The sequence below is a fragment of the Kitasatospora sp. NBC_00458 genome, assembly GCF_036013975.1.
In the GTDB taxonomy this organism is placed as follows: domain Bacteria; phylum Actinomycetota; class Actinomycetes; order Streptomycetales; family Streptomycetaceae; genus Kitasatospora.
In genome coordinates, this window is sequence record NZ_CP107904.1 from 4,938,597 (window position 1) to 4,958,677 (window position 20,081).

Below are 20,081 nucleotides of genomic sequence, written 5' to 3' on the forward strand. Positions count from 1 at the left end.
TAATTCTTAATACCTTATTTCCAATGCGGATGAGCGGCGGGCCGGACGGCCGACCGGCGGCGTCGGGCCCCCGGTGGCACCGCTCCGTGGCCGTCGGAAGGTCCCCGGCGGTGACCGCCCGACGGCCGGGCCGATCCGACCCGAGGTGTCCGATTGGTCCCGATCATCCGTTCCGGGCCGCCGGCAGGGAAGCCGGTGGCACGTCGACCCCCTCGCGATCCGGTACCCTTCTCCGTGCAGCACGGGGCTATAGCTCAGACGGTTAGAGCGCTTCCCTGATAAGGAAGAGGCCACAGGTTCAAGTCCTGTTAGCCCCACCGAACCCCGAAGGGCCCGGAGCATCCCCCGCTCCGGGCCCTTCGTCGTGCCCGCGTGCCGTGCCCGCGCCCGGGTTCCAGCCCGGGTCCCCGGCGCCGTCCGCGCCCGGAGCCCGCGGGCGGCCCCGTGCCCGCGGCCTCAGGGCCTGGGCCAGCCGTGCAGCCCCGCCGTCAGTACGGTGATCATCCGCTCCTGGGTGTCCCCCAGGTCCTCGGCGAGCTGGAAGGCGCCGCCGATCGAGAGCGCCGCGAAGCCGTGGGCCAGCGAGCGGAAGGTCCGGGCGGCGTGGATCGCCTCGGAGCCCTCCAGTCCGTACGCGCGGAGCACCGCGACGATCACCCCGACCAGCCGGGCCGCCGCCGCGGTCAGGTCGCCGTCCGGCTGCGGCGCCTGCGGCAGGGCGCCGTACCGGTGCGGGTGCTCGGTGGCGTACGCGTGGTAGGCGCGCAGGACGGCGGCGACGGCGTCGTCCCCGCCGCGGCCGAGGGCGGCCTCGGCGAGCCGGTCCGCCAGCTCCCCGGTCACCCGCACCGCGACCAGTCGGCGCAGTTCGGTGAGGCCGCCGCTGACGTGCTTGTACAGCGAGGGGGTGGCGACGCCGGCGCGGCCGGCGACGGCGGCCAGGGTGAGGGCCTCGGGGCCCTGCTCGTCGATGAGGGCGAGGGCGTGGTCGACGACCTGCTCGGGGGTCAGTCCGACTCGGGGCACGGCGGTTCTCCTGGGCTCGGTGCGGTGCGGGTGCGGCGGCGTTCAGGCCAGGTCGGCGAGGAAGGCCAGCAGGGCGTCGGCGGTGGCCTGCGGGTGGTCGGCCATCGGGTAGTGCCCGGCGCCCTCGATCATCACCTTCCGGGCGCCGAGCGCGGCGGCCTGCCGGTCGGCGACGAGTTCCGGCTTCGAGAAGTCGGGGTCCTTGGATCCCATCACGACCAGCGCCGGGCACCGCACGGCGGCGGTCCAGCCGGTGGGCGCGGAGTCCCCCCGGACGTAGCCGCGGGTGGCGGCCTTCCGGCCGGGGGTGCGCATCGCGGCGACCAGCCCGTCCACGTAGGCGTCGTGGTCGGCGGGCTTGACCGTCGGGTAGGCGAACCTCCGCTGGTACAGGCCCCAGAAGGCCGGCGAGTGGACCAGCAGGGCGCCCATCGCGCCGACCACCGCGCGCTGGAGGGCGTTCGGCGGCGGGTTCTCCACGAAGGCGTCCAGCAGGACGATGCCGGCGACCCTCCCGGGGGCGTCCCCGGCGACCTTCACCACCGAGGCGCCGGTGTACGAGCTGCCGGCCAGGACGGCCCGGTCGATGCCGAGGTGGTCGAGCAGGGCGATCGCGTCGCGGGCGATCGCGGCGGGCGAGTAGTCGTCCCAGGCGATCGAGGACTCGCCGAAGCCGCGCAGGTCCATGGTGACCACCCGGCGGCCGGCGGCGGTCAGCAGCGGCCGCAGGTGCCGGTACGCGGCCCGGCTGTCGAGCATCCCGGGGAGCAGGAGGACGGGGGCGCCCTCGCCGTGGCCGGAGTCGTCGAACGCGATCCGGCCGCCGGGAAGGTCGAGGTGGCGGGTGGCGGGGGCGGTGCCGGTCATGGTGGGCCTCCTCGGTCCGCCGCGGGCGGGGTGCCGCGCGGGTTCGGGTCGTCGGCGTGTGCCGATAGCCATAAAGCTAAGGCTAATAGCCTTAGCCGTCAAGCTATCGACAGCTGTCGACGGCGGTCCGAGGCGGCCGGCCCGATGGGATCCCCCGGGCGGTCCCGGCGGCGGACCCGCCTCAGACTCCCTCCACCTTGAACGGGTCGTGCTCGGCCAGCAGCTTGTCCAGTCGGGCCTGGTCGACCCGGGTGACCAGGTCGGTGGACTCCTGGCGGTCCCGGATCACCTTGGCCAGCGTGAACGCGGAGGTGACGGTGTAGAGCAGGCCGAGGCCGAGGAAGGCCCGGGTCCAGGCCCCGACCGGGAGGTAGGCGATCCCGACGGCGAGGGCGACGGCGGAGACGGCGAAGGACAGCACGGCCTGGACGTAGTACGCGGCCGTGGTGCGGGACTGCATCGGTGCGCTCATGGCGCCAGGATGGCCGCGCCGGCGCCGGCCGCACATGAGTAGGAGTACTCAGATGGGGGGCCGTTCGTTGACGTCCTATCACGTTCGGTAGTGTCAGTTGTCGTCAATCGTCCTAAAACGCCCATCGGGCCGCGTGGTGCCCGGCCGTATCCTGTCGTCCTCAACGGATGGCTTGGAATCGGGGGCCTCTCGGATTAACGTTTGATAACGCAGCGCGGTCCCCAACGCCGTACCCAGACGGCACCGTGCGCCGTCGCTTAATCCCGCCGGTCGGCCCACGGGCAGGCCAGGGAGCCGGGGAACCACGTTCCTTGGGGTGAATCGGCCGGGCCCAGGCCCAGCCGTAGGAGACCTTCCTGCTCCGAACCCGTCAGCTAACCCGGTAGGCGCGAAGGAAGGAAAGGAGCGCGCCTCCGTGGCGTCGACGCACACCCCGGCACACCCGTCCGGCCCCTCTGCCGGCACCCAGCTGCTCGACCACCCCCGCCCCGCGGCCCACCAGGGCCCGTACGGCGGCCCGGCCGACGAGACCGCCCCGGTCGCCGAGACCAACCGGCACCGGATGCCCCGTCAGACCCGCGGAACCGCTCCGCTGCTCGGCGTCACCGCCGTCGCCGCCACCCTGGGCGCCACCGGCTTCGCCTCCGCGACCCCGGCCGCCGCGCCCGCCGTCGAGACGCCGGACGAGGCCCCGGTCGCCCTCTCCGCCGACCCCGGCCTCGCCCTCGCCGCCCGGATCCAGCAGCAGGCCGACAGCCAGCGCACCGCCGCCGAGGAGACCGCCCGGGTGCAGGCCGCCCAGGAGGCCGAGGCCAAGCGCGCCGCCCAGGTCGCCCAGCAGGCGCAGGCCAAGCGCGTCGCCGAGGAGGCCGAGAAGGCCAAGCTCGCCGCCATCAACCTCCCGGTGCGCGACTACCGGCTCTCCGCCCACTACGGCCAGAGCGCCCGCTACTGGGCCCACCTGCACACCGGCCTGGACTTCGCCGCCGACACCGGCACCGCCGTCTACGCCGTCGGCCAGGGCACCATCACCTCGGCCGGCTGGGCCGGCTCCTACGGCTACCGGATCGTCGAGACCCTGCCCGACGGCACCGAGATCTGGTACTGCCACCTCTCCTCGATCATCAAGGGCTCCGGCAAGGTCGTCCCCGGCCAGCAGATCGGCAAGGTCGGCGCCACCGGCAACGTCACCGGCCCGCACCTGCACGTCGAGGTCCGTCCCGGCGGCGGCGCCCCGGTGGACCCGGAGAGCTGGTTCGAGCAGCGCGGCGTCACCCCCTGACCACCCCTCCGGTCACCCGCTGACCGCCCTCCGGTCCCCGCCGCCGCCCCCGGCGGCGGGCGCCGGGCAGTGCACGACGCCGAGGAGCCCCGGCCCGGTCCACCGAGGACCGGACCGGGGCTCCCGCGCACCCGTCACGCCCCGGGCCGCCCCGCCGCCGGCTCCTGCGGCGAAACCCCCGCCGCGTCCGCCGGCGCGTCCTCCGCCGCGTCCTCCGGCGCCGGATCGCCCCACTGCCGCTCGTCGTCCCACTGCCGCTCGTCCCACGCTTCGTCCGAGGACCCGTCCCACGCTTCGTCCGACGGCTCCTCCGGCAGCCCCGCCAGGTACGCGTCGATCTCCGCCTGCCCCGGCTCCGGCGCCAGCTCCGGGAACTCCTCCACCAGCAGCCGCGGCAGCCCCGGCACCGTCCACTCCCCGGCCAGCTCCAGCGCCGCCACGACCGCGGCCTCCTCGAACGCCCCGTAGTCCCCGGACAGCTCCGCCGGCATCGGCCGGCCCAGCGCGTTCAGCGCCGCCAGGTTCCGGTAGCTGCGCTCCATCAGCCCCTGCTCCAGCAGCCGCCGCGCACCGTCCGTGGCCATCCCGACCGCCAGCTCCCTGGTCCCGCCGCCCCAGCCCCCGTCCTCCACCGGGTCCAGCGTGCCGTCCTCCTCCAGCGCCGCGAACGCCGCCAGCCGCTCCTCCTCCGCCAGCCCGCCGAACGCCTCCAGCCAGGACCGCACCGCCGCCTCGTCGGCGGTGTCCACCCCGGCCGCACGCAGCAGCAGCGCGTACAGCCGCGGCCAGGTCACCAGGTCGGCCCGGCGCAGCAGCCCGGCCGCCAGCTCGCCCTGCCATTCGGCCTCCGCGTGCAGCCGCTCCTGCCGCTTGGCGTTCAGCCGCTTCGCGGCCCGCTGGTGGTCGATCAGCAGCCGCACCGCGGCTCCGTACGCCAGCGGGTCCTGCCCCGGCACGGGCTGGACGTACAGGTGCAGCCGCTCGTACAGCAGGTGCTCGACCGCACCCGAGGTCAGTTCGGGCCAGCCGTCGTGCATCCTGCCCCCGCCCAGCTCCAGCAGCGCCAGCACCGCCCGCAGCGGGGCTCCCGGCACCGGCGCACGGCCCTCCGACTCCGCCCAGGAGAGCAGTTCGGCGGCCTTGGTGCGCGGGGCGAGCCGCAGGTCTTCGTCTTCCATAACTCCGAACCGTAACCGCTGGTCGCGAGTAGGGTCGGCAGGCATGGTGCCCATCCGACTCACCGGCCCCCGGCTGGCCATCCGCGAGTTCCACCACACCCCCGAGGACGTCGACGCCCTGTACGCGGTCTTCGGGGACCCGGAGGCCACCCGCTACCTCCCGTTCGAGGTGCGCGACCGCGAGGCCTGCGCCGACCAGATCGAGCAGTACCTGGAGGAGGCGGAGCGCGAGGAGCGGACGGTCTACCGGCTCGCCGTCACCGAACGCGCCGCCGCCGCAGACCCGGCCGACGCCGTCCCGGTCGGCAACGCCGCGCTCGGCCTCGGCGACCACCGCTCCGCCACGCTCGGTTACGCGCTGCGCCGCGACACCTGGGGCCGCGGCTACGCGGGCGAGATCACCGCACTGCTCTGCGGCCTCGCCTTCGGCCCGCTCGGGGTGCACCGGCTGGAGGCCCGGGTGGACGTCCGCAACGCGGCCTCCGTCCGGGTGCTGAGCAGGGCCGGGTTCCAGCTGGAGGGCCGGATCCGGCACGACCTCTGGCTGCACGGCCGCTGGCACGACTCGTACCTGTACGCGCTGCTCTCCGACGAGTGGCCCGGGGCCGGGGCCGCCACTGCAACCGGGGCCGGGGCCGGGGCCGGGTCGCCCCGACCGGAGGGGGGATAACCCCACCCCCGGTTCGCCGGGGAGCCGGATGTCCGCCCGGACGGCGTTTTGGCAGGCTGGAGCAGTCAGCAGGACACGCCGCAGGACGACCGACCCGAGGGACCGAGACCCCGCCATGAGCAGCTACAGCACGCAGCCCAGCGAGTTCGAGGCGTACGAGGCGCACGACGCGTACAAGGCGTACGACCGCCGCGACGCCGCCGCCCGCCGCACCGAGGAGCCGCCGTACGCCTGGCGCGCGCCGTTCACCGCCTACTTCTACCGCGAGCTCGGCTACACCCTGACCGGCCTGCCGGTGGCCGTCGCGGGCTTCACCCTCGCCGTCACCCTGTTCTGCCTGGGCCTCGGCACCTTCGTCACCGTCCTCGGCCTGCCGGTGCTGGCCGCGCTGACCGCCGCCGGCCGCGGCTTCGGCCGGCTGGAGCGGTCCCGGGTCCGCACCATGCTGGCCCTGGACGTGCCCGCCCCGGAGCCGGTCCGGGTCAAGCGGCCGGGCGCCTGGGGCGGCATCACCGCCCGACTCGGGGACGCGGCCGGCTGGAAGGCCGTGCTCCACCAGGTGGTGATGTTCCCGTGGGCGATCCTCAGCCTGGTGGTGTCGACGGTCTTCATGACCGTCGGCTGGTCGCTCGCCCTCTACCCCGTCTACCACTGGGTCTTCCCGACCTTCACGGACTGGCCGGGCTACAAGCTGTTCGACTTCACCGACAGCGACGGCGACCAGCACGTCTTCTTCGTCGAGTCGATGCCGCAGATCGCGGGCGTCTGCCTGGTCGGGCTGCTCTTCGTCTTCGTCACCCCGCAGCTGGTGCGCGGCCTGACCAACGTCAACCGGCTCGCCGCCCGGGGCCTGCTCGGCCGCTGACCGGTCCGCCTGCGCCCTCCCGGTCCGCCTGTGACCTCCCCGCCCTCCTGCGACCTCTCCGCCCTCCTGACCCGACGGCCTCCCGGACCCACCGGCCCCGCCCGCCCCGGACCGCTCCGGGTGCGGGCGGGGCCGGCCCGTGTTCCGATGGCCGGGATGGCCGACCGAACCGCCACCCGCCCCGCCGCCGCCCGCTCCACCGGCGGCCCGTCCGCCGCCGCCTCCGGCCCGTCCGCCCCCGGTGCGTCCGGAGCCCTGGTCACCTCCCGGCCGCTGGACGAGTACTGCGGCCTCTTCGGCCTCACCCGGGCCCGGCTCGCCGCCCTCCCCGGGCCGCTGCTGGACTGCCCCGGCGGCGCGGCCGGCCTGGTGGCCGAGGCCCGCACGCTCGGCTGCCGGGTCATCGCCACCGACCCGGTGTACGCCCGGCCGACCGCCGAGATCACCGCCCGGGCCCTGGCTGCCCGGTCCGCCACCGCCGCCGCGATGGCCGCCCGCCCCCGGCTCTACCCGGAGCCCCGCCACTGCCCGCCCGACCGCTACCTGCGCAGCTGGGACCGGGCCCGCCGGCTGTTCGCCGCCGACCGTGCCGCCCACCCCGAGCAGTACGTCGCCGCCGCGCTGCCCCGCCTGCCGTTCGCGGACGGCACCTTCGCCCTCACCCTCAGCGGCTACCTGGTCTTCGCCTACCCGGAACTGTTCGGGCCGGAGTGGCAGCTCGCCGCGCTGGCCGAACTGGTCCGCGTCACCGCACCCGGCGGCGAGGTCCACGTCCACCCGCTGCACGACGGCGAGGGCCGTCGCAGCACCCGCCTCGACGCCGTCCGGTACGCGCTGGGCGAGCTCCGGATCGCCAGCGAGGTCCGGATCGTCCCGCCCTTCGCCGGTGGCCGCCACCGACGCGTACTGGTCCTCCGACGGGTCGGCAGCCCGCCCCGGAGCCACCACCGGTAGTGGTCACCCGTGGGAGGCGGCCTCATCCCCGTCGTCCGTCGGCGGGACGCCGACCGACGCGGCCGCGGCCTCGGACACCGACCGGTTCACCGCACCGGTCCGGGACCGGCCCGCCCACCGGGGCGGGCGCGCGCCGATGACCGCCGATGTCGCGCGACGTCCGAGCCGCCGGGCCCGGTACGAGGTGCGGCCAGCTGTCCGTCAGCTGTCCTGGCCGTCGACGGCCACCGGCTCGGTTCCCCGGGCCGGTCACCGGCCCGGCCGAGTCGGTCCGGATGTCGGCAGCGGTCGGCGGCTCGTCGCCCGCCTCCTCGACCGGACCCGTGCCGTGGGCGTCATCGGTGGCATCCGGGCGGTCGCCCACCCGCGGGCCGGGGACTCCGCCGAGGACGGGCGCCCGGCGCGTCGGCGCCCGCCCCGATCGGGCCGACGACCGGCCGGTCCCGGCCGGAGTCCCGCTTCGCCGTCCGGCGGAGGAGGGCCTACGGTGCCTCGGACTCCGCCCCCGACGGCTGCGCTGCGGCCGGCCGGCTCCCCGTCGGCTGGGCCTCGCCCGCCGACGGGCCGGCCTGCTGCGGGAGGAAGACCGGCGCGTCCAGGCGGGACAGTATCTTCTCCGCCAGCCAGCTCCGGTCCGACCCGTACGGGATGCCGTCCGGTGCCATCAGCCGGCCCGCCACCGCATCGCGCAGCAGCCGGACCTCCTCGGCCGGCAGCCGGGAGAGCAGCCCGCGGGCCGCCAGCAGCGCGTGGTACTGCTCGAAGCCGGAGCGCGGGCGCTCGATCGCCTCCAGCACGCTCGCCAGGTCGGCCAGCGCCGGATCGCCCTGCATCAGCGCCAGTGCCTGGATCCGCCGGCCCTCCGAGCCGTCCGCGAACAGCTCCCGCACCCGGTCCGCCGTCAGCGCCGAACGCCGCGCCGTCGACCGGACCTCGGCGACCACGTTCTCCGGCCCGGCCGCCGGACCCGCCGGCAGCACCGACCCGGGCAGGTCGCCCGGCCGCTCCGTGCTGGTGCCGACCAGGCCCAGCTGCTGCATCGCCCGCATCCGCAGGTCGTCCGCACCGACCCGGTCGCCCTTGCGGTCCCGGTCCTGTCCGGCCAGGAAGAGGTCGATCGCCTGGTCCGCGCCGGAGAGCACCCGGGGCAGCGCCAGCCGGGTCAGCAGCCACCCGGCCAGGAAGCCCAGCAGCAGGAAGTAGAGGACCAGTGCCGCCGAGAACGGCACCGCGTCGGCGCCGCCGCCCAGTGCGGGTGCGAGCGCCGTCCCCAACTGGTGCAGCCGCTCGCCGAGCGAGCCGAGCTGGGTCAGTCCGACACCGAGCAGCACCTTGGTCAGCCAGTCGGAGACCTGCTCCAGGTTGGTGTTCGGTGCGTACGAGCCGTGTGGTTCGGCGCCGCCGGCGCCGGTGCGCACCCGGGGCACCCCGAAGAGGAAGCCCAGCGCGCCGCCGACCACGGTCGCCGCGCAGGCCACCACCAGTCCGCCGCCCAGCGCCTGCCAGGGCCGTTCGCGCCCCAGTGAGAACAGCACCAGCCCGAGCACCCCCGTGCCCAGCAGTGCCCCGGCAGCCGTCCGCTGCGCCGTCCGCATGGCCGCCGCACCGCCGGTCCGTCGCGTCGTCCCCGCCATCGCCCACCCCCCGTGCCCGTGCCGCTCCGCTCCGGAGTGCGCGCCGACTCTAGCGGGGGATGCCCCGGGAGCAGCCCGGGAAACGCCCCGGAAGCCGCGTCCGACGCCCGGTCAGGCTTCCGGGGGGAGGTGACTGAGCACTGCGTTCCGGGTCACGGCGGATCGTACGGTCGTGACGTGGCCCCAGAAGCTTCCATCAGCCGAGGTGCGGCGTGGTCCTGCCGTCTAGAAAGTGTCGGAGTCGAAGGCGCTGTGTGTGGTGCATCGGTAGATCACCGATGCCTTCAGGCGCGACGAACCGAAGGTCTGTGGACTCGTCGGAGATGCGCAGTTCGCCGCCCGTGATTCGGGCCGTGAAGCAGACGTTGAACTGTTGCCGAACCTCGCCATCCGAATAGGCGATGACATGCCGAGGGTCTGTGTAGGTACCGACCAGTCCCGTGATCTCCACATCGAACCCGGTCTCCTCTCGAACCTCTCGCACCGCAGTGTCCGGAAGTGACTCGCCAAGATCCATCGCTCCGCCAGGCAGGGCATACAGCCCGTTGTCGGTACGTCGCTGGAGCAGGATGCGCCCGGCCTCGTCCGTGACAACGGCGGAAGCCGCGACCACCAGCCGGTTCGGCTTGGGCGCGTTGGGGTCGTCGTAGTACTCGGTCCGCGCCATGTCTCAGCTCTCCTCCACTGGTTGTGATGTGCTCCACACCGCATCGAAGCTCGAAGCGTAGGTGTCGAACATCGTGCCCGCACCCGTCCGGCGGAGATGCCAGACCGGAGCACCGAAGGCGTTCACACCCCAGACGTGGGCATTCACGAGAAGCTCATCGTCTGCCCGGTACAGGCTGTTGTAGAGCGTGGTCCCATGGGTGCGGATCTCGATGCCGGGAGTGCCGATGAGCGGGCGGTAGTGCATCTGGCCGCGAGAAGCACCACCGCCCTGGCCCCTCCGGACACAGGCGGGTGGTTCGAGCTGTTCGTCATCGGGGCGGCCGTGCCCGGGACGTTCTGGCGGGCGGAGCGCTACGACAACGGCGCGTACACGCTGTGGCTCTACAGCCGGGACACCCGGTCGTGGGCCTCCGCCGACTACGAGCGGGACCGCACGGAGTACGAGGTGTACCAGTCCGGCCCCCGGAACCTGTGGGACGAGGTGGAGGCCGCCTGGCGCTGGTGGGACGACCACGGCCGCCCCGGCTTCGACCGGTTCGGGCTCACCGTGACCCCGGACGGCCACACGGTGTGGCTGGACAGCCCGATGAACCCGGTTCCCGTCCGAGCCTGACCCCGAGACCGGTCCGGCCGTCACCACGTTTCCCGCGGGGCGGCCGGGCCCAGACATGCCGAACCCCCGGGGCCTCGACTTGAGGGGCTCCCGGGGGGCCGACAACTTCTGCGCGTTCCCGTCCGTCGGGCTACGGCTAGGCCGTAACCTCGACGGAGGCGCGCCCGAGCGAGTCGAACGCGCTCACGTGCGCAGTTGCGTAGTTACTCAACTCAGGATCACCTCCTTTCAGTGTGCCGCCACGATAGGCAGCCCGACCGGAGGAGGGCAACGGATTATTTCTCAGGCGGACTTGAGCTGGTCCTGCAGCTTGGCGAAGTCGATCACGTTGTCGGCCGGCGGGGCCTGGATGGTGAGCGGCTTGTCGTAGTCGGTGAAGTCCACCTGGCCGCCCTCGGTGCCGCTCTTCTTCTCGACCCGCAGCGGGTAGGACTTGCCCGTGGTGGCGACGTGGATCGTCGACTCCTCGCCCTTGCGGTCCTTCACCTTGAGGCTGAAGGCCTTCTGGCCGTTGATGGTGGCGGCCTCGCCCTTGGTGACGTCGCTCTTGCCGGAGTCGTCCGCGACGATCTTGGAGCTGAACTCCTTGAGGTTGCAGACCTCGGTGAGGTCCTTCATGTCGGAGTCCTGGAGGCCCGACAGGTAGCGGCCCTTGAACAGCTCGGCGGCCTTCTCGCCCTCCTTGCCGCCGATGGCGGTCCAGAACTGCTTGTCCGGCTTGATGTAGGACTGCTTGCCGTCGCTGATGATCTCGAACTTGCCCATCCCGGGCATGCTCATGGAGCCGGTGCACTGGCTCTTGGTGTCGAGGGCCAGGTCGATGGTCATCTTGCCCTCGTCCATGGCGATGTCGCCGGTGATCTTCACGGAGGTGGCGGACGCCAGGGCGTCCTTGGCCGCCTTCTCGATCTCCTGGGCGCTGAGCTTCTCGGTGTCCAGCTTCGGGGTCGCCCCGGCCTTGTCCACGGTGTCTCCGCAGGCGGTGGCGCCGCCCGCCAGGAGCAGACAGACCGCGGCGGTACCGGCAAGGCGCTTCGACAGCATGAGTGCGTTCCTAACTCGGCGCGATGGTCCGCGTCCGAACGAGTGACTTTGCACCTCAGTATGCTTTACGGCCTTTTTAGGAGATCTTGGCTATGGGGGCTGTTACAGCTTCGTGGCAGGACCGTGCCGTCGTCGAGGCCGGGGCGGAAACGGCGAAGGCCCGGAGGACGAATCCTCCGGGCCTTCGGCTACTGAGTAGCGGGGACAGGATTTGAACCTGCGACCTCTGGGTTATGAGCCCAGCGAGCTACCGAGCTGCTCCACCCCGCGTCGGTAAACACAACCATACGGGGAAGTCGCCCCCATGGGAAATCGGTTCCTCAACGGCCCCCGGCCCGGCTCCCCAGCGGGCCCCCGCCCCGCCCTCCGAGGCGCCCCCCGAGCCGGTCGCCGAGGTGACCCCACGGCCGGTGCGGGGGCGACCCCCGGCCCCGGTGCAGGGCGTGCCGGGCGGTCCGCGCCCGGGCCCAGGCGGCGAAGCAGATCAGGGCCGCGAAGCACGGCACCATCAGCACCGCGTACACCAGCAGGAACCCGTGGGTGCCCAGGTCGGCGGCGGCGTTCCAGGTGCCGTGCAGCGCGATCGACAGCACCAGCCCGCCCGGCGCCGCCAGCCGGGCCAGCAGGCGCCGTCCCGTGGTGAGCGTGACGGCCAGTCCCAGCCCGGTCAGCGCGGTGAACAGCGGATGGGCGAACGGGGAGAGCAGGCCGCGCAGCACGAAGGTCTGTACCGTGCCGTCGAAGTCCCGCAGGCTGGGCGCCTCGCCCAGCCCGATGCTGTCCAGCCGCTGCTGCTGGTCGTCGGTGAAGGCCCGGCCCAGGTAGAGGGCGTTCTCGGTGAAGGCGAAGCCGCAGGCGGTGATCCCGCCCAGGACCACCCCGGCGGCCAGCGTGCGCGGCCGGTGCCGGGCCCGCCGGTGGTCACCGGTCGGCGGCGCGGGGCGCAGGTAGGGCAGGGGGCGCAGGTAGGGGCGGAGCCGGAGCCGGCCGCGCGCGTGCGCCAGGGCGGGGCGGCGGTCGTACCCGCGCGGCCGGCGGGGGCCGGGGAGCCTGCGCAGCACGGTGGCGCAGGGGCGGTCGGCACCCCGGCCGGGACATCGGAGCCGCCCGCCGATCGGGAGCAGCAGGACGAGCAGGGCGGCGCCCTTGGCGCCCTCCTCGATCACCGGGGTGACCAGGTCGGCGCCGAGCGCCTCGCCGAGGCTGCCCTGGTGGGCGGAGAGGTAGCCGCTGGTCCAGCCGTTGGCGAGGATCGCGACCGTGGTGGCGGCGCAGGCCCCCCAGCCGAGGCAGAAGGCGGTGTGCCGCAGGGGCACCCGGGCCGTCTGGTTGAGCCAGGCGAGGCCGCCGAGCACGAACGGCAGCGGGACCAGTGCCAGTCCGAGGCCCACCAGCAGCCCGGTGGTCCCGGTCTGGCGGCGGACCAGGTGGAGGATCAGCACCCCGCAGCCGGCCAGGGACAGTACGGCGGTCGTGGTGACGGAGGAGAGCGCCGTCGCGCGGAGCGCCCGGACGGTGCGGGTCGGGAGGGCCGGGCGGTCCGGTCCGGGGGCGGGCGCGGCTCCGGGGGCCTCGGCGGGGCGTCCGGGGCCCTCGGCCGGGAGGGAGCCCGACGCCGCGTCCGGCGTGCCGGGCGACGCCTCGGGCGGCGGACCGGGCGGCGGACCGGGCGGCGTACCGGCGGGCAGGAGGGGCGGGGGCTCGGCCCGGGCCGCCGCGGTCCTGGTCGGCCAGGGCAGGAGCAGGCGGGCCCGGCGCCCCGGGGGCCCCGGGATGGTCCGGGTGCCGGCGGTGCGCGTGGGCACCTTTCGGTCGTCGGCGGCCCGCACGGTGGTGTGGTGCCCGCCGCCGGACGGGCTGCTCACCCGGCACAGGGTAGGGCACGCCGCCGGGCGCCGGGAGGAGTCGGGACGAATCCCCCGTCCGCGCGCGTCCCGGGCCCGTCCCGCCGGGAGCCCGGTCCGATGCCGGGTCCGACGCCCGGTTCGACGCCCGGTTCGACGTCACGGCCGCCGTTCGGCCGCCGGACCGAGCGCCCGGCGGGGCCTCAGCGGGGGCTCAGCGGCGGCGGAACAGCAGGTCGTGCACCACGTGGCCCTTGGCCAGACCGGCCCGTTCGAACTTGGTGACCGGGCGCCAGTCGGGCCGCGGCGCGTACCCGGGGACGGAGCCGTCCGGGTGGTCCGACGGCTCCAGCCAGCCGGTGCCGTCACCCTCGGGGTGGAGGTTCTCCAGCTCCGGGGAGGCGGACAGCACGGCGAGCATCTGCTCGGCGTACGGCTCCCAGTCGGTGGCGCAGTGCACCAGCGCGCCGGGCGCCAGCCGGGGCAGCACCAGCTCCAGGAAGGACGGCTGGACCAGCCGGCGCTTGTGGTGCTTCGGCTTGGGCCACGGGTCGGCGAAGTAGATCCGCAGGCCGGCGAGCGAGGCGTCGGGGAGCATGTCGCGCAGCAGGATCACCGCGTCGCCGGCGGCCGGCCGGACGTTCTTGCTGCCGTCGCGCTCCAGCATCCCGAGCAGGTTGCCGTGGCCGGGGGTGTGGACGTCGGCGGCCAGGATGCCCGTCGCCGGGTCGGCGGCGGCCATCGCGGCGGTGGTCTCGCCCATGCCGAAGCCGATCTCCAGCGTGACCGGCAGGCCGTCGAACAGCTCGACGAGGTCGAGGGGGGTGCCGTCGATCGCTATGCCGTACTGCTCCCAGCCCCGGTCCAGCGCACCCGCCTGGGCGTTGGTCATCCGGCCCCGTCGCGGCTGGAAGCTGCGGATGCGCCGCTCGCTGTGCTGGGCCTCGGTGGCCTTGTGCGGGTACATCGGCGCCGGGTACGCCGCGGGCGCGGCGGAGAGCCGGGCGGAGGGCGATGGCTGGGGGATCGGGGCGGTGGCAGTCACAATCAACCGAGTCTACGGGGCCGTCCGGTGCGGGCCGCAGGGCCTGTGACGGTCCCCACGTCCGGCCCGCTCCGGGTGGCGGTCGGCGGTCGGCGGCGGGGCTCACCCGCCCGCCCGCTCACCCGCCTGTTTGCTCACCCGCCCGCCTCCAGCGCGGCCAGCGCCCGCCGGGCCACCTCCCGGCCGATCGGGAGCGAGGCGGTCGCCGCCGGGGAGGGGGCGTTCAGCACGTGCACCAGGCGGCGGGTGGAGCGCGGGTCGTCCGGGTCGAAACCGGCGAACGCGAAGTCGTCCAGCAGTGCGCCGTCCCGGGCCACCGCCTGGGCCCGGACGCCTGCGGTGGCGCGGACCAGGTCCGCCGGGGTGACGGCCGGCAGCAGCCGCCGGACGGCGGTGGTGAACGCCCGCTTGGAGAGCGAGCGGCGCAGCTCGCCCACCTCGTACCGCCAGTGCCGGCGGGCGATCTGCCAGGTGCCGGGGAAGGCGAGGGTGCCGGCGAGGTCGCGCGGCCGGACGGTGCGCCAGTCGTAGCCCTCGCGGGCCAGCGCCGGCACCGCGTTCGGGCCGACGTGCACGTCGCCGTGGATCCCCCGGGTCAGGTGGACTCCGAGGAACGGGAAGGCCGGGTCGGGCACGGGGTAGACCAGCCCGCGCACCAACTCCCTCCGCTCCTTGACGAGTTCGTAGTACTCGCCGCGGAACGGCACGATCCGCACCCCGGGGTCGTCGCCGGCCAGCCGGGCGATCCGGTCGCTCTGCAGGCCCGCGCAGTTCACCAGCACCTGGCAGCGCAGCTCGCCGGCGGAGGTCTGGACGGTCACGCCGTCCGGCCGCCGGGCGACCGCCCGCAGCTCGGCGCCGGTCCGGATCTCCGCACCGGCCTCGCGGGCCAGCCGGGCGTACGCGGCGGCCACGCCGGGGTAGTCGCAGATGCCGGTGGTGCCGATGTGCAGTCCGGCGACTCCGGTGACCTGCGGCTCGTGCTCGGCGATGCCCCGGCGGTCCAGCTCGGTGACCGGGATGCCGTTGGCGCGGCCGCGCTCGGCCAGCACCCGCAGCCGGTCCAGCTCGTCCGGCCGGGTCGCGACGATCAGCTTCCCGGTGACCTCGTACGGGACGCCCTGGGCGCGGCAGAACTCCACCATCTCGGCGGCGCCGGCCACCGCGTACCGGGCCTTGAGCGAGCCGGGCCGGTAGTAGACGCCGCTGTGGATGACCCCGCTGTTGCGGCCGGTCTGGTGCGCGGCGAGAACGGCCTCCTTCTCCAGCACGGTGAGCCGGAGCCCGGGCCGGGCCCCGGTCAGCGCGTACGCCGTCGAGAGCCCGACGATCCCGCCCCCCACCACCAGCACGTCGACGTCGTACGCCACCGCTCGCTCCTCGTCTCGTCCGCCCGACCGGCCCCCGCCTGTCCGCGATGCTGCCACGGCGGCGGGGGCGGGTCGAGGGGGCGTCAGCGGCGGTCGCGCTCCTCCCACGGCCAGCCCGCGTCCCGCCCGGCCTCCAGCAGCGGGACGAGCCGGAAGGCCGCGTCGCTCAGCCCGCCGAAGGTGTGCCGGTTCGGGCCGGACGGCGCCTGGCCCGGGGCGTACCCGGCCAGGTTCCAGGTGTAGACGGGTACGTGGGCCGGAACGGCCGCCAGGGGGTCGCCGCCCCACCGGCCCGGCCCGGTCTGCTCGTCGGTGACGATCACCACCCGGTCGTGGTTCCGGTAGTGGGCGCGGACGGCCCCGCCGGTCTCGGTGCCGCCCAGGTCGCCGAAGCGCTCCAGCACGCGCAGCACCGCTTCACCCCGCTTCACCTCGACGACCCGGCTGGTCGAGCCGAACTCGACCAGGTCGGCGTCGGCGGCCCGGACCTTCAGCGCCGTGCCGAAGATCGCCGCCGAGTCGGCCCGGTTGAGCTGGGTCCGCTCGCTCGGCCGGTCGAACATCGAGCCGGACCGGTCGACCAGGATCAGCGTCCGGCCGGGCAGGGCCGGCACGTTGCCGAGCGAGTGGGAGAGCGCGGTCTCCAGCGCGTGCCCCCAGCGCAGCGACGGCGCGTGCCGGTACGCGGCCAGGTAGCGGAACGGGAACTGCCGGGAACGGCGCACCTCGCCCGGGTCGGCGATCCGCCGCGCGACCCCGGCCGCGACCGCGTCCGAGACCCCGGCCTGGTCGAAGTTGCGCAGGTTCCGCACCAGCGCCATCGGGCCCATCGACGGGATGACCGCCTCCCAGACGGCCGCGTCCATCGGCCCCTGCAGCCAGCCGGCCAGCGCCTCCCAGGTCATCCCGGCCGCGGCCAGCCGCTCGGCGCCGCCGGCGGCGGTCACCACGGCGCGCCGCTGCTCGACGGGGAGCGCCAGCAGCTCGCGGTTGGCGGTGAGCAGTGCGTCGGAGACGGGCGGGACGGCCTCGTCGGGCCGGTGCCGGCGGTCCAGCGCGTAGCCGAACAGCGCGCCCTGCCAAGGCTTCTCGGGGTTCGGTGCGGGGTGGGTCAGCTCCAGCACGTCGGCGAAGCGGTACCCCTTGGACGCGGTGTCGTACTTCAGCAGCGCACGGCCGTCGTAGAGCCGGCGGACGGCGTCCGCGACGCCGCGCTTGAGCGGCTTCGGCAGTGCGCGGCCGTACCGCGCCGTCCAGTAGGCGAGCAGCTCGCCGGGCTCGTCGGCACGGCGCAGCACCGCGTCCACGGCCTGCCGGGAGTGGCCGGCCGCGCCGGCGTCCAGGCGGGCCCGGGTGAACTCGGCGGCGCCGACCAGGGCGGCGGTGCGCAGCTGCGCGGCGTACCGGAGCCAGCGGAGCAGGCCGAGGGTCCACTCCGGGTCGCTCACGGCGAGTTCGCGGACGAGTGCGGTGTAGCGGTCGTCGCGCTGCCCGCCGCGCTCGTAGAAGGTGTCCTGGCCGACCGTGTTGGCGACGGCCAGCAGGAAGAGCTCGGACTTCGCGTCGCGGAGGTGCCCGGTGCCGCCGTTGTGGTTGGCCGTCCGCTGCCCGGTGGTGGACACGGGCGAGGTCGGGCCCGGCTTGGCCCGGCGGACGTTGAAACGCGACATGGTGGAACCCCCCTGCTGATGACCGAGTGGAAGTGCGCGGGAGGCATGGCGGATAAAAGGGGTGCCCGAGATCGTGCCGACCCGGCGGCCGACGTCGGCGGAGGTATGAGGCTTGTGCTCTACCCGGTTGAGCTAGCGGCCGCGCTCGCGCACGGACCGCCCGGGACTCGAACCCGGAACACCAAGATCCGAAGTAACCCCCGCCTGCGCACCGGGCACCCCGGCGCTGTGCCTCCCGAGATCGAAGGTGGCGGCGGTGTCGCGCGGATTCGAACCGCAGCGCCTTTCGGCGCCTTACCAGGAAGTAACCGCTGCCGTCGCACCGGGAGGTGCGGAAAACCTATTCACGAATTGGGTGTCCAGAGATCAAAGGCGGCTGAGGTGACGTAGCTGCTCTAGCCAGACTGAGCTACACCGGCCCGAAGAAATGCCGGCGGCGGGATTCGAACCCGCGACCTGCCCATTAAGAGTGGAAGTAACCTCTGCCTGCGCACCTGGACGAGAAGGACGATAGCAAGCCGCCTCGGGGCGGCGCACCCGACTTATCGCCCGGCTGTTCGGCGGCTTTTCCGCCCGTGCGTGACCAGGCCCGCCTTCTCGCCGGTCTGTCCGGTGCCGGCTCGCCGAGTGCCGGTCTGCCGGGTGTCCGCCCGCCCGGTATCGGTCCGGTACCTGTCCGCCTGCTGTCCGCTCGTCCGGGGCCCGCTCGGCAGGGGCCTGCTTATCCGGGGCCCGCTTGTCCGGTGCCTGCCCGTTCGGTGTCCGCCCCCTCGGTGCCTGACCGGGCGGGCTCCGGTCACGCGGGGGCGACGATCACCGAGCGGGCCCGTTCGGTGAGCTCCCGGACCCGGCGCTCGCCCTGGAACGGCTCCAGCCGGCGCAGCATCTCCACCACGTACTCGCGGCTGCGCTGCGAGGAGATCCGTCCGGCCACCTCGACCGCGCGTTCCCCGGCCGCGACCGCCGCGTCCAGGTTGCCCGCCTCCGCCTCCGCCATCGCGGACACCACCAGTCGCAGGCCGTGCGAGCGGACGAACCCCTCGGTGGGCCGGGCCAGTGCCTCCCTGGTGAACTGGCGGACCTTGGAGGGCACTCCGAGGTCGCGGAAGCACTCGGCGGCGTCGGCCGCGAGCCGGTCGTAGGCGTAGAAGTCGATCCACGCCGGATCGGGATCCCCGGCGCGGGCCCGTTCGAGTGCGCTCTCGGCTGCGCCGAGCGCTGTCGCGCACGCCGCCGCGTTGCGCGCCCTGGCCTGGGCCCGTGCCTCGACCAGGTGGAAGAAGCTCATGGTGCGGGCGGTGGCCAGGCCCCGGTTGCGCTCCAGCGCGGCCTGGGCGAGGTCCACGGCCTCCTCGGCGAAGCCCCGGTAACAGGCCTGCAGGCTCATCGAGGCCAGCACGTAGCCGCCGAGCGGCACGTCGGCGGCGGCCCGGGCGAGCCGCAGGGCCTGGATGTAGTAGCGCTGGGCGGCCTCGTGCTGTCCGGTGTCGAACGCCATCCACCCTGCCAGCCTGGTGAGTTCGGCCGTCGCGCCGAACAGCGCCCGGCCGACCGCGTCGCTGTAGGACGCCAGCAGCAGCGGCGCCGCCTCGACCCGCAGGCACTCCGGCACCATCGACGAACGCCAGTCCCCGCCACCGTACTTGGAGTCCCAGCGGCGGGCCTCCTGGGCGGCCTCGCGGAGCTTGGCCGCGTCCGAGTGGCCGACCCGGTACGAGCCCGACTCGACGATCGAGCGCGGCGGCACCTCGCGCGCCACCGAACCGTCGGCCGGGGTGATCAGCCAGCGGGAGACGGGAGTCGCGTACGCCGCGACGGAGAAGGTGCCGGCCAGGCTGTCGCTCCAGCGGCCGCCGCCGGGGCCGCGGCGCAGGTCGAGGTCGACCCGCCAGAGGTCGGTCGCGGAGCGGACCGCTTCGGACACCTCGCGCGGGAAGGCCAGGCCGAGTTCGGGCGCCGGATCGGTGTCGCCGAGGCCGATCTCCTCCAGCGGTACCGGCCGTCCGAGCTTGCCGCCGATCGCGGTGGCGATCAGGTGCGGCACCGGTCCCTGGGGCACCATGCCCTTGCTGACCCAGCGGGCCACCGAGGTTTTGTCGTACCGGAGCGTCAACCCGCGCTGGGCGCCCAGGTCGTTGACCCGACGGGCCAGCCCGGCATTGCTGATCTGGGCGAGAGTCAGGAGCGTGCCGAGCCGTTCGTTCGGTCCTCGTGGGCTGACGGTCATGGTGGCGGCGGCACCTCCTGCGGCCTTGTGCGCGGGGCCCGGGCGGCACCGGGCCGTGGCTGCTGTACCTAGAGTAGTCGGACGCGTTCCGACGGTTAAGAGGCCGCATTCCGGATGGCGGGATCGCGCACCCGGCGGTGTCCGGTGGGCGGTCCGGCGAGTTGGTCCGGACCACCCGGATCCGGCCGGGCGGGAGCGTTCCGACGGCGCGCCGGAGCGTCGTGCTCCGGTCCCGTGTCGATGTGCGCCCGGCCGTGCCCCCTGGCCCGACCGGCTGGTCGGCGATTCGCTGGTGGTCGTGGGTCGGCCCGCCGTCGAGGACCCGGCGGGCCGGGGGATGCCGCCGCCTACATCCCCGCGGGCGGCGGCGAAGTCCGGGAGGGCATGCGGATGCCCTCCCGGGCTGAGCGACGCCTTTCGGCCATTCCGCGATGGCCATGACAAGGCGAATCCAGGGGCGGTCCGGGCCACGGAGGGGGAGGCCCGGGTCGCCCCGATGGAACGGGTCGCCCGGGCGTTCGATTACCGGCGGTGTCCGCCGCCGGCGGTGGTGCGGGTGCGTCGCCCGTGCCGTCCGTTGCCATCCGCGGCCGTGTGTCGCCGTCCGCTGCCGCCCGCGGCCGTTCGTCGCCGTTCGCTGCCGTTTCCCGT

General features: G+C 74.5%; 17 protein-coding genes, 3 tRNA genes, 1 pseudogene and 1 riboswitch. Of the genes and pseudogenes, 6 read left to right on the forward strand and 15 right to left on the reverse strand.

The genetic code is table 11. The features are described from left to right. Nucleotides 1–243: 243 nt before the first annotated feature. Nucleotides 244–317: transfer RNA gene (locus OG550_RS20560), tRNA-Ile, on the forward strand. A gap of 139 nt (nucleotides 318–456) precedes the next feature. Here OG550_RS20560 and OG550_RS20565 read toward each other — a convergent pair. From OG550_RS20565 to OG550_RS20575, 3 genes are all read right to left on the reverse strand, one after another. Continuing rightward, nucleotides 457–1,026: a TetR/AcrR family transcriptional regulator gene (locus tag OG550_RS20565; protein WP_327679644.1), complete on the reverse strand. Its 570-nt coding sequence runs from the start codon at nucleotides 1,024–1,026 to the stop codon at nucleotides 457–459. Nucleotides 1,027–1,068: 42 nt separating this feature from the next. Further along, a complete protein-coding gene (locus OG550_RS20570; protein ID WP_327679646.1) occupies nucleotides 1,069–1,893 on the reverse strand; it encodes an alpha/beta fold hydrolase in 825 nt (274 codons plus the stop codon). Between the two features lie 181 nt (nucleotides 1,894–2,074). Continuing rightward, a complete protein-coding gene (locus OG550_RS20575) occupies nucleotides 2,075–2,365 on the reverse strand; it encodes a YiaA/YiaB family inner membrane protein (protein ID WP_327679647.1) in 291 nt (96 codons plus the stop codon). Between the two features lie 244 nt (nucleotides 2,366–2,609). Next, nucleotides 2,610–2,768, forward strand: a riboswitch (cyclic di-AMP (ydaO/yuaA leader). Between the two features lie 12 nt (nucleotides 2,769–2,780). On the opposite strand from OG550_RS20575, the gene OG550_RS20580 reads away from it, so the two are divergent. After that, on the forward strand, nucleotides 2,781–3,647 hold the full coding sequence (locus OG550_RS20580; protein ID WP_327679649.1) for a M23 family metallopeptidase: 867 nt from the start codon (nucleotides 2,781–2,783) through the stop codon (nucleotides 3,645–3,647). A 134-nt stretch (nucleotides 3,648–3,781) separates the two neighbouring features. Here OG550_RS20580 and OG550_RS20585 read toward each other — a convergent pair whose 3' ends face one another. Next, complete coding sequence (locus OG550_RS20585) at nucleotides 3,782–4,825, reverse strand: hypothetical protein (protein WP_327679651.1); 1,044 nt, start codon at nucleotides 4,823–4,825, stop codon at nucleotides 3,782–3,784. Between the two features lie 43 nt (nucleotides 4,826–4,868). Here OG550_RS20585 and OG550_RS20590 point away from each other — a divergent pair, with 43 nt between their 5' ends. The 3 genes from OG550_RS20590 (at nucleotide 4,869) to OG550_RS20600 (ending at nucleotide 7,314) form a co-directional block, all read left to right on the forward strand. After that, entirely contained in the window at nucleotides 4,869–5,495 is a 627-nt protein-coding gene (locus OG550_RS20590; protein WP_327679653.1) for a GNAT family N-acetyltransferase, read from the forward strand. Nucleotides 5,496–5,610: 115 nt separating this feature from the next. Then, complete coding sequence (locus OG550_RS20595; protein WP_327679655.1) at nucleotides 5,611–6,360, forward strand: sensor domain-containing protein; 750 nt, start codon at nucleotides 5,611–5,613, stop codon at nucleotides 6,358–6,360. A gap of 156 nt (nucleotides 6,361–6,516) precedes the next feature. Then, nucleotides 6,517–7,314, forward strand: a complete 798-nt coding sequence (locus tag OG550_RS20600) for a class I SAM-dependent methyltransferase (RefSeq protein ID WP_327679657.1) — start codon at nucleotides 6,517–6,519, stop codon at nucleotides 7,312–7,314. 482 nt (nucleotides 7,315–7,796) lie between these two features. Here OG550_RS20600 and OG550_RS20605 read toward each other — a convergent pair whose 3' ends face one another. The 3 genes and pseudogenes from OG550_RS20605 to OG550_RS20615 form a co-directional block, all read right to left on the reverse strand. Continuing rightward, nucleotides 7,797–8,948: a hypothetical protein gene (locus OG550_RS20605; protein ID WP_327679659.1), complete on the reverse strand. Its 1,152-nt coding sequence runs from the start codon at nucleotides 8,946–8,948 to the stop codon at nucleotides 7,797–7,799. 196 nt (nucleotides 8,949–9,144) lie between these two features. Then, nucleotides 9,145–9,615 (reverse strand): NUDIX domain-containing protein, encoded by a 471-nt coding sequence (locus OG550_RS20610; RefSeq protein WP_327679661.1) that lies wholly within the window; start codon nucleotides 9,613–9,615, stop codon nucleotides 9,145–9,147. A gap of 3 nt (nucleotides 9,616–9,618) precedes the next feature. Then, a pseudogene (locus OG550_RS20615) lies at nucleotides 9,619–9,861 on the reverse strand (XRE family transcriptional regulator); the annotation flags it as partial. Between OG550_RS20615 and OG550_RS20620 the strand changes: the two are divergent. Beyond that, nucleotides 9,856–10,230, forward strand: a complete 375-nt coding sequence (locus OG550_RS20620; RefSeq protein ID WP_327679663.1) for a hypothetical protein — start codon at nucleotides 9,856–9,858, stop codon at nucleotides 10,228–10,230. The pseudogene OG550_RS20615 and the gene OG550_RS20620 overlap by 6 nt on opposite strands. 282 nt (nucleotides 10,231–10,512) lie before the next feature. Here the strand turns inward: OG550_RS20620 and OG550_RS20625 are convergent, their stop codons facing one another. The 8 genes from OG550_RS20625 to OG550_RS20660 form a co-directional block, all read right to left on the reverse strand. Beyond that, a complete protein-coding gene (locus tag OG550_RS20625; RefSeq protein WP_327679665.1) occupies nucleotides 10,513–11,274 on the reverse strand; it encodes a hypothetical protein in 762 nt (253 codons plus the stop codon). A 196-nt stretch (nucleotides 11,275–11,470) separates the two neighbouring features. After that, a tRNA-Met gene (locus tag OG550_RS20630) sits at nucleotides 11,471–11,544 on the reverse strand. A gap of 50 nt (nucleotides 11,545–11,594) precedes the next feature. Beyond that, nucleotides 11,595–13,139 carry a PrsW family intramembrane metalloprotease gene (locus tag OG550_RS20635; RefSeq protein ID WP_327679666.1) on the reverse strand — a complete coding sequence of 515 codons (1,545 nt, stop codon included), beginning with the start codon at nucleotides 13,137–13,139 and terminating at the stop codon, nucleotides 11,595–11,597. A gap of 193 nt (nucleotides 13,140–13,332) precedes the next feature. After that, a complete protein-coding gene (gene trmB / locus OG550_RS20640) occupies nucleotides 13,333–14,163 on the reverse strand; it encodes a tRNA (guanosine(46)-N7)-methyltransferase TrmB (protein ID WP_327679668.1) in 831 nt (276 codons plus the stop codon). A 134-nt stretch (nucleotides 14,164–14,297) separates the two neighbouring features. Beyond that, complete coding sequence (lhgO, locus tag OG550_RS20645; protein ID WP_327679670.1) at nucleotides 14,298–15,533, reverse strand: L-2-hydroxyglutarate oxidase; 1,236 nt, start codon at nucleotides 15,531–15,533, stop codon at nucleotides 14,298–14,300. An 83-nt stretch (nucleotides 15,534–15,616) separates the two neighbouring features. Next, entirely contained in the window at nucleotides 15,617–17,203 is a 1,587-nt protein-coding gene (locus OG550_RS20650) for a TROVE domain-containing protein (protein WP_327679672.1), read from the reverse strand. 428 nt (nucleotides 17,204–17,631) lie between these two features. After that, a tRNA-Ser gene (locus OG550_RS20655) sits at nucleotides 17,632–17,693 on the reverse strand. Between the two features lie 306 nt (nucleotides 17,694–17,999). Further along, a complete protein-coding gene (locus OG550_RS20660; protein ID WP_327679674.1) occupies nucleotides 18,000–19,430 on the reverse strand; it encodes an MFS transporter in 1,431 nt (476 codons plus the stop codon). Between the last annotated feature and the right edge of the window lie 651 nt (nucleotides 19,431–20,081).